At 42.7% G+C, this 8,840-nt stretch carries 5 protein-coding genes; 1 reads left to right on the plus strand and 4 read right to left on the minus strand.

Translation table 11 applies throughout. From position 1 onward, the window contains the following. Nucleotides 1–43: 43 nt before the first annotated feature. The 4 genes from xni to K0625_RS19650 all read right to left on the minus strand — a co-directional run bounded on the left by xni (nt 44) and on the right by K0625_RS19650 (nt 6,558). The gene (gene xni, locus K0625_RS19635; RefSeq protein ID WP_220111216.1) at nt 44–802 is read right to left on the minus strand and encodes a flap endonuclease Xni; all 759 of its coding nucleotides are present in this window, start codon (nt 800–802) and stop codon (nt 44–46) included. Nucleotides 803–1,268: 466 nt separating this feature from the next. Then, complete coding sequence (ppnN, locus tag K0625_RS19640) at nt 1,269–2,621, minus strand: nucleotide 5'-monophosphate nucleosidase PpnN (RefSeq protein WP_220111217.1); 1,353 nt, start codon at nt 2,619–2,621, stop codon at nt 1,269–1,271. 99 nt (nt 2,622–2,720) lie between these two features. Then, nucleotides 2,721–4,277 (minus strand): GGDEF domain-containing protein, encoded by a 1,557-nt coding sequence (locus K0625_RS19645; protein WP_220111218.1) that lies wholly within the window; start codon nt 4,275–4,277, stop codon nt 2,721–2,723. Nucleotides 4,278–4,413: 136 nt separating this feature from the next. Continuing rightward, entirely contained in the window at nt 4,414–6,558 is a 2,145-nt protein-coding gene (locus tag K0625_RS19650; RefSeq protein ID WP_220111219.1) for a tetratricopeptide repeat protein, read from the minus strand. A gap of 160 nt (nt 6,559–6,718) precedes the next feature. On the opposite strand from K0625_RS19650, the gene K0625_RS19655 reads away from it, so the two are divergent. Further along, nucleotides 6,719–8,524 (plus strand): M61 family metallopeptidase, encoded by a 1,806-nt coding sequence (locus K0625_RS19655; RefSeq protein ID WP_220111220.1) that lies wholly within the window; start codon nt 6,719–6,721, stop codon nt 8,522–8,524. The last annotated feature ends 316 nt before the right edge of the window (nt 8,525–8,840 follow it).

Genomic DNA, 8,840 nt, shown 5'->3' on the forward strand with positions numbered 1-8,840 from the left:
ACACAATGTTTACAACTCTGTTGTGCTGTATTGAGCCCATATTTTACTGGGGAAGCCTAAATTGACTTAAATTAGCATTTAATGGGATATCTGTTTGTAGTTGTACCAATTTATAGCTCAACCTAGCCATCTGCTTGCCCTCCTCCAGTTTTTTGGCTTGCTTGGCACCAACCTTTTCTAAAGAACCATAGAGGTTAGATAGAGAGCGAAATATTTTTAACAGCTCAGACGCTGACTTTGGTCCTATACCCGGTACTCCAGGAATTTTATTACCACTGTCACCAGCCAGTGCTAAGTAGTCGATAAATTGAGTTCGCTCGACGCCAAGCTTCTCCTCTCTCTGCTCTATGGTGATGTAAGCTTGGTTAAAGTGATCCCAACGTTCAATATTGGTATGAGTTAACTGGGTAAAGCCTTTATCTGTGGAGACGATAATCGCCTTTCCTTGATTATTAACTAGCTTAGTGGCCAGCGTGGCAATCACATCATCGGCTTCAGCTTCTGCATCAATTGAGTTTACATTGAGTTCGCTTAGATGGGCTTTTAATGCTGGGAGGGATTTTGCCAGAGCCTCCGGCATAGGTTTTCTTCCCTTCTTATAATCTTCATAGAGAGTCTTTCGCCATGAGGTGGCATCACCATCCCATACAATGGCGACATGGCTTGGCTGGTGATATTTGAGCAGTTTTTTACAGGCAGAAGCAACGCGGGCATCTAAACCGTTAACATCATTTTCATTGGGTTGTGCTGCGTGGATGCGTCGAACTAAATTCAAGCCATCTATGATTAAAAAAGTATTCATGGGTCGTCGCGAAAGTTGTTTTTATTGGTATTTAGCTGAATGACAGCTTATCGAGTATTAACCCATTATGCAGGTTATACCAATCAGTATAAAGGTTTGATCGCTCAGCGAGAGTGTAGCGGTCCTGAGGCAAGGTCCTTAATTGCTCCTGCATTAATGACATTCACCACATCTGACCTCCAGGGATGGAGGAAATGTCTTATGTATGTCAGGAACATACAAGACCATGTGGTTTACAACGAGTGAAGAGCATAGTTGTTCTACGGTCAAGCTCGTTAACACAGCATCAGGACCGCTAAAACTCGCCTGTAAGGAGTGTTTTTGGCTGCCTACTTCTGCGTTGAATGAACTCACAAGGGAGCAACCATTCTATCATCCATTCGCCTTGAATTAGTTTGCCAAAAGACACTCTGAGTAGATCAACTCCTTATACTGATTGGTATTAATACTCGCCCGGGTCGATAAACTAGGTATTTATTTTATAACAGGGGACATATTTACTCCCTGGTAGTTTCATTCTTTGTTGTTTAACAAAGGCTTTAAGTAGTTTATCCATCAGTGCCATCAAGGTGGGATCGCCCTTAATCTGGAAGGGGCCACTTTTCATGACACTCTTAATGGTTTCCATCTTTACATTCCCTGCCACAATGCCTGAGAAGGCTCTTCGTAGATTGGCGGCAAGCTCAGCCTTATCTGATTGAAAGTGAAGATTGAGATCTCCCATCATCTCATGAGTCGGGTTAAAGGGGAGTTGGAATTCGGGCTCAATCTTAAGTGACCAGTTATATTGATAGGAGTCACCGGAAGATTTACGGTGATCTTTAACCACATCCATTCCATGGCTCATCACTCGGGCGACACGAACTGGGTCGTCGATAATAATTTCATACTTGCTTTGCGCTTCTTTACCTAAGGTTGCGGCGATAAACTCATCAATACGCATAAAGTAATCGGCACTCTCCTTTGGCCCAGTGAGTATGAGCGGGAAGGGGATGTCTTGATTCTCTTTATTAAGCAGTATGCCAAGTAAATAGAGCAGCTCTTCTGCTGTTCCAGCACCACCCGGGAAGATCACTATCCCGTGTCCAAGTCTGACAAAGGCCTCCAGTCGCTTCTCTATATCGGGCAGAATAACTAACTCGTTGACGATCTGGTTTGGCGGCTCTGCAGCTATGATACTAGGCTCTGTAAGTCCGATGTAACGGGCTATATTTATGCGCTGTTTAGCATGGCCTATGGTGCCCCCTTTCATCGGTCCCTCCATGGCGCCAGGACCACAACCGGTACAGATGTTCATCTCACGTAGTCCAAGCTCATAGCCAACATCTTGGGTGTAATGAAATTCAGTGTCATTGATGCTGTGACCGCCCCAGCAGACAACAATGCTTGGGTCTTCTAGAGGGATAACTTGCGCATTTCTCAGAATATCAAATACCACATTGGTAATATGACTCGGGTTGGTTAAATTAATATTTTTGAGGTTGTCATATTTATCACTGAGATAGACGATGTCCCTCAATACTGCGAATAGGTGCTCTTGAATACCCGCGATAATTTTGCCGTCGACAAAAGCGGCTTCTGGTGGATTGATAAGCTCAATCTTGATGCCTCGCTCACGGCGAAGGACATTGATATTGAAGTCTGAATACTGTTCAAATAGATTTTCTGCATTATCGCTATGCAGACCAGAGGCGAGTACAGCCAGTGAGCAGCTGCGGTAAAGTTGATAGAGTTCGCTTGTTGCGTTTTGTTTGAGACGATCGACTTCCAGTTGTGAAAGTTGATCCATGCTACCTCTGGGACTGACATTTACTATCATAAAGGCTCCTTAGCTCTGACTTGAGTACAAGGATGTGCAGTAAAGGCACCTTAAAGATGCCGAGCCTAATCTAAAGTTGAATGTCTGAATGTCATAGGCTTACACGTCAATGATGACTCTGTCTCTGCTTTCATGTTTAGCTCGGTAGAGTGCTGCATCCGCTCTTTCAAAGGTTTCATTGATGAGTTCGTTCTCTAAAATTTGCGCAGCACCTATAGATACTGTAACTGTAATTCTCTGATTTTTAAACTTAAAGGGAATACTTTTTACTTTTTCTCGTACTCTGTTTAAAAGTTGTTCAATATCGGTGGCGTTCACTTCTGGGATTAAAAGCACAAACTCTTCACCGCCATACCTGGCAACGAACTCAGTATCTCTAAGGGAGTTTTTTAGCGCCATAGCAATGACTTGGAGTGTTTTATCTCCTGTACTGTGGCCAAAACTATCATTGATGGTCTTGAAATGATCGATATCGGCAACGGCAACCCAGAGAGGAAGCTTCTGACGTTGAAAATTTCGGAACTCTTGATCCATTCTCTCTTCGAGTGCGGCTCTGTTAGGCAGTTGAGTCAAAGAGTCCAACAGGTTGAGTTTCTGCTGTTCAAATAAACGCTCTTTGTATGTTGTGGCTTCTTTACCTAGCTCATTGAGCTCTTTTCTCATCGACTCCATCGATTTTCTTAACAAGATCTGCTCACGCTCTTCGACCGCTTCTTTACGTTCTAAAGAGGCTCTAATTGCGGAAAGCTGTTCGGTTACTTGTGACTTGAGACTATGAATATCATCAATGTCGATAATCGCTTCGCCAACATTGTCGACTCGAGAGTTGATCTCTCGGTTCAACTGCTTCTTGAGTTGAAAGCTTCGCTGATTATTATTGTAGGAGTCTGTCACTACCTCTCGTACTGCCGTTAGAGAATCATTGAGCGCGTAGAGAAACTCTTGAGATGCCGTTTTTTCGCGAGCAATGTTGTCCAGCAGCAGGGTTAAGATAGTCTGGTAAGCATCGATTAGGCTATCAACCTCAATATCGCTACTGAGAATATCCTTTACTGTGAGGACTTGATCTCGTTGATGTTTTCTAAACTCTACCTCAGAGAGCATCTGAGAAAGCTCGTGAGCTAACTGGCGATGTTTAGGGGTTACAAGGATGGGGGTTCCCTGTTTTAGCTGATCATCCAATATCTCTTCATAGAAGCTAACCAGCTGCTCTACCTTAGGGATATAGTCCCAAAAGGTATGGAAAGGCTTCACTAGCTCTTTTTTGAAGTAGTTGAGCTCTTTTTTTACTTTATCGGGAGCTGAATCAATACGTTGGATCTGACGTATGACTCGAGATAAACTGACGCGACTATCTTCAAGCTGCACCATCACATGGTTATATTGTTGTTTAAGAAGCTGCTCGACTTCAACGAGTTCAGGAAGGGCTTCTTCGACATTTTCAAACTTAGTTAACAGCTGTCTGAGTTTTGCCAGCTTATTATCCAGCTCTAAATTTTGTCCTTTGCAAGCAAGACTTAAATGGCCAATGAATTGTAAAAGCGTCTGTAACTTCTCATTTCGCTCCTCATCAAGATCGTTTAGGGCGGCTTTAGCGAGATGAAGTTTCTGCTTTAATAAATTGACCTGAGAAACACTGGCCATTGAATCCTTCATTATAAACGGTGTCCTACTTGTTCAAAGCAAAATGGAAAGGGAACAGCTTGCTTATATAATGTTATAGCAATCTCTTTGGAGTGCAAATTTCATTTTAAATATAGCGACATAAATGACTAATTTCGATAATTTTTTGCTATATATCGATATTTTCATTACTTTTCCATTTGGGCCAGCATAGTTGGTTTTTGTCACCATTGGTTTCAATCTTGAGTAAGCCCCGTTTTATTCCCTTCTCTAAGTGTAAAAACAGTGGAGTAGAAAATATCGCAGGTGGTGCAAAATTGAGTGATTTAATCATGACAAAGTGATCTTTGTCCTTGCCTAGGCTCAATGCTCCTGCCAGTGAAAATTGGGCTGTGCCAAAATGCGTTTTGGGACTGATTTTTATCTCAACATCCGCGAGTAGGGGAAGAGGAAGAATCCCCATATGAATAGCGGTTTTGGCTTCACATGAAGAGATAACCTTTTGGCACTTCTCAAAGAGCGCGGATGGGCTTATTGATTCATGAATGGTCAATAGGAAAAGTCCCGGTCTGACAAGGTAAACTCCTGAGTTAAAACGGCTTGATAATTGATTGAAAATCAGTTTAATCGACTCTGTATTATTTTCGACCCCTTGTGACAGATCATCATCTAATAGGTCTGTTAGGGAGAGAAGTGCAATATATGAGGGCTTAACTTTTCCATTAAGTTCATTGGTAAATCCTTCATAACCAGGAAGCCCAGTTATTGGCTCATTGACACTTTTTAATTCAGCCTCTGTCAATTCTGAGGTTAATGATTTAGCCCTTCGCCAAAGATTGATGCTTAATAGAGTGAGTAGAAACGTCAAGGTAAATGCCGTTATCAATAAAATCCTTGAGCGGGCGACTTGAGTGTTTAGCTCATCTTGCTTACCCTTTAGCTGGGTTAATTGTATTTTTAACTTCTGCTCAGTTAGCACTGAGGCTGAGAAAGGCTCCACTGTTGATGTTTTTTCAGGAGGATTTTGATTTAGGAGCAGCAGTTTATCAAGAGCTTCAAATGCTTGAGTGAAATCTTCTAATCCTCTTAATGCTTGAGAGCGGTATTGTAGTGCTTCAATCTGCTCATCATATAGGGAGAGGGCTTCGGCATTGCTAAGGGCTAAAGCACTATGCTTGTCGGCAAGGGAGAACTCTTTTTGGGCCAAAGCGACTTCAGCAATGAGAAGGTCATTATAAACAAGATAATGTTTACTTTTTCTTTCCAGAAAAAGCGCGTTAGATTTAAAGAGAAACTCTAATGCGGATTTAGGGTTGCCATTGTGGAAGTAGGCCTCACCTAAATTATGATAGTTAAGCGCTTGAGAGATTAGGTTCTCACTTTTAAGATCCAGCTGTTGAGCGGTAAGATAGTAGTCGATGGCCTGATTCCATTGATCTTGATACGCATGGACCATTGCCATCACAGTCATGCAACTTGACTGATAACCCTCTTTATTAAGCTTTTTAAAGTCTTTAGAGGCTTCATCGGCATATTTAAGTGCCTCATCCCAAGATTTTAGATCTCGATATACCCGAGCCAGTTGAAGTTTTAAGTCCGCTTTTAAAAAGGGTTTGTTCTCTTTATTGGACAGCCTTAAGGCTTCAGAGTAGTGCTGTAGTGCGAGAGATAGCTGACCTTGCCTATTGTAAAAGTAGCCTAATGCCGACTCGGCTTGAGCGATAATGTAGTTGTTTTTTAGCTCATAAGCGCTCTCTCTATATCGGTTGAGGTGCCGTTGAGCGGGTTTATCTTGTCTAATGAGCCGATGCAAGGTACCTAAATTTTTATGAATAACTATTTTTAGGATTTTTGATTGGGTCGTGTTCTCTTCGTTAAACAGATTTATTGACTTGTTATAAAACGCTATCGCAGCAGTATAATCACTTTTACTTCGGCCAATATGACGGCCTTTTAGTGCGTTAATGTAGCTTTTATCGAAATCGTTTTCGCTCACTCTTTCAAGTAGAGTTATCAGTTTTTCACTGTGAAGGTATTTATCTTGCACCTTGATGCTGGTGTCTAGATAAAGACGGGTTAACAGTTGCAGTTTGTTTTTTAGCGCTTGGGGCTCATACCCCTGAGCCTTAGCTGCCTGTTTAAACTCATCGATATTAGCGGCGTCGATAGGAAGTGTTACCGAGGAGATAAGCTCTTCATAGAGGAGAGTCGGGTCTTCATTTAATTTTATCTCTAATGCTATGTCATCTTGAGCGTGAGCAGAGCTCCATGAAAAGATAAGAAAAAATGAGACGAAAAATAGAGATGCGCGCATAGAATATAATTACCTCGCCCTCTTTTTATAGGGACTTTAGGTTTATTGTCTTTGATAAACATTTGAAACTATAACGGCTAATTTTGGCAAACTTAGGTGTTATACTCGCAAAATCACTACCATAAAAATTAGATAACAATAATAACAGAAGGACGCAAGAGTGAAACCTGTCATCCCATCGATTTTAACCTTAAACCTACTCTTTTCTCTCTCTGCTCAAGCGGAAGTTCAATATCGTATAGATCTGAACCAGTCACAGCATCACCTCGCTCAGGTAGAGGTCTCTTTTCCTCAATCGAGTGCCGAGCAGTTTGAAGTGCAGCTTCCTGTGTGGCGCACCGGAAAATATCAGGTATTGCCACTGGCTGACGGGGTTAGATTTTTTACGGCTAAAGATGATAAAGGTAACGTGCTGCCAGTAACGCGGACTGCAAGCGGAGAGTGGCAAGTTTCGTTGAGTCAGCCCACTTCTGTTTCAATCAGTTATCAGCTTTACTTGAATAAATTAGGACAAAGAGTGGGGCATATCGATGCCAGTCATGCATTTCTTGATGCCAGTGGTACCTTTGTTTACAGCCCTGAATTTAGGTATGAACCGATAGAGGTCGAGATGAGTGTGCCCTCAAGTTGGCAGAGTCATTCAGGCATGGACTCTGGTGAGGGAGCGCACACATTTGTTGCTGACAACTATGATGTGCTTGTTGACTCGCCCATAGAGACTGGTGTGAATCAGTTGAGACGTTTCTCTGCCGATGGGCGCGACTATGAGCTAGTGATCTGGGGTGAGGGAAACTATGACATAGAGAAGATGGTCACCGATCTGACCAAGCTCAGTGGTGAAGCGGGTGCGATATGGGATGGTTATCCATTTGAGCGTTATGTGTATATGGTCCATGCGACCAGCGGTGCAAGTGGTGCGACAGAGCATCTAAACTCGACCATTATTCAAAGACCAAGATTTAGCTACCGTGAGCGTGAGGATTACTTAGGTTTCATTAAAACGGCGTCTCATGAGTTCATTCATACCTGGAATGTAAAAGCCTATCGACCTCAGGGCTTAGTTCCTTATGACTATCAAAAGGAGAATATTAGTGAACTGTTATGGATTGCTGAGGGCTCAACCAGCTATTTTCAGAGCCAGCTACTGCTGCGCGCTGGTGTGATCACAGCAAAAGAGTTTCTAGATGATCTGGCTAAGCGTGTTGCAAGAAGCGAAGTGACACCGGGGCGTGAGGTACAGTCTGTTGCTGAAGCGAGTGCTAACCAATGGGCAAGTTCTCGCGGGGATTATGCGATTAATCACAGCACCAATATCTACTCCGAAGGTTTTCTTGTTTCTCTCGCTCTGGACTTTTCGCTGCTAGATGAGACTGACTTGGAACACTCCTATCGCGATGTGCACAAAGCGTTATATCGAGATCATAAAATTCCGTTAGGTTACGATGTCAAAGATGTGCAAAATATTCTTAAGGAGTTAACAGGTGAAGACTATAGCACTTGGTGGCAAAGCCATGTCAATGCTCCGCTGACGATAGACTTTCCTAGTTTGCTCTCTCAAGCTGGGTTAAAGATAGGTTACGGCGACGACTCGAAAGCCGTTGCTTACTCTGGCATGACGGTTGAGGGGAGTTCTCTTAAGCTAAAGCAGGTGCTAAGGGATGGTCCAGCTTGGAATGCCGGTATTGTGCAGGGGGATGAGATTGTTGCTATTAACGGCCTTAAGGTGACTGGGAGTGGTTTTGAAGCACGAATTAAAGACTTTAACCCTGGTGCTGAGGTTAAAGTCACCCTGTTTAGTGATGATAAGCTTAAATCTGTGGTGATGACCTTAGGTGAGAAGCAATCTGGCAAGTTAACACTCGAGAGTGTGAATAAGCCGAGCCGAAGTCAGAAGGCATTCTTTAAGGCTTGGTCCGGCATCGATTGGCCTTTTGATAAAAAGGGTAAGCTTAAGGCTAATGATTAAATTGACACAAAGTTAATTCCTACCCATCCCTGGGGAATTAACATAAGTGTTCTGACCTCCAGGGATGGAGGAAATGCCTTTAAATGTCAGGAACATTTATGGCCAGACACAAAGTAAATTCCTACCCATCCCTGGGGAATTAACATAAGTGTTCCAGACACAAAAAAGGCGCGAGTAGCGCCTTTTTTGTTTTCAGCCCTAAACCACCTACTTCAGTAGGTGGTTATCATCAATTAGGCTTTGCCTGAATATCTACTCATGTTAATTGAACTCTAACTTTTAGCGAAGTCATAGAGGATAAAAAACATGAGTAGAT

Source organism: Shewanella nanhaiensis (assembly GCF_019457885.1).
GTDB classification, from domain to species: Bacteria; Pseudomonadota; Gammaproteobacteria; order Enterobacterales; family Shewanellaceae; genus Shewanella; species Shewanella nanhaiensis.

Coding starts and splice junctions, on each gene's coding strand:
- xni (WP_220111216.1), bottom strand. CDS start 802: ATGAATACTTTTTTAATCATAGATGGCTTGAATTTAGTTCGACGCATC.
- ppnN (WP_220111217.1), bottom strand. CDS start 2,621: ATGATAGTAAATGTCAGTCCCAGAGGTAGCATGGATCAACTTTCACAA.
- K0625_RS19645 (WP_220111218.1), bottom strand. CDS start 4,277: ATGAAGGATTCAATGGCCAGTGTTTCTCAGGTCAATTTATTAAAGCAG.
- K0625_RS19650 (WP_220111219.1), bottom strand. CDS start 6,558: ATGCGCGCATCTCTATTTTTCGTCTCATTTTTTCTTATCTTTTCATGG.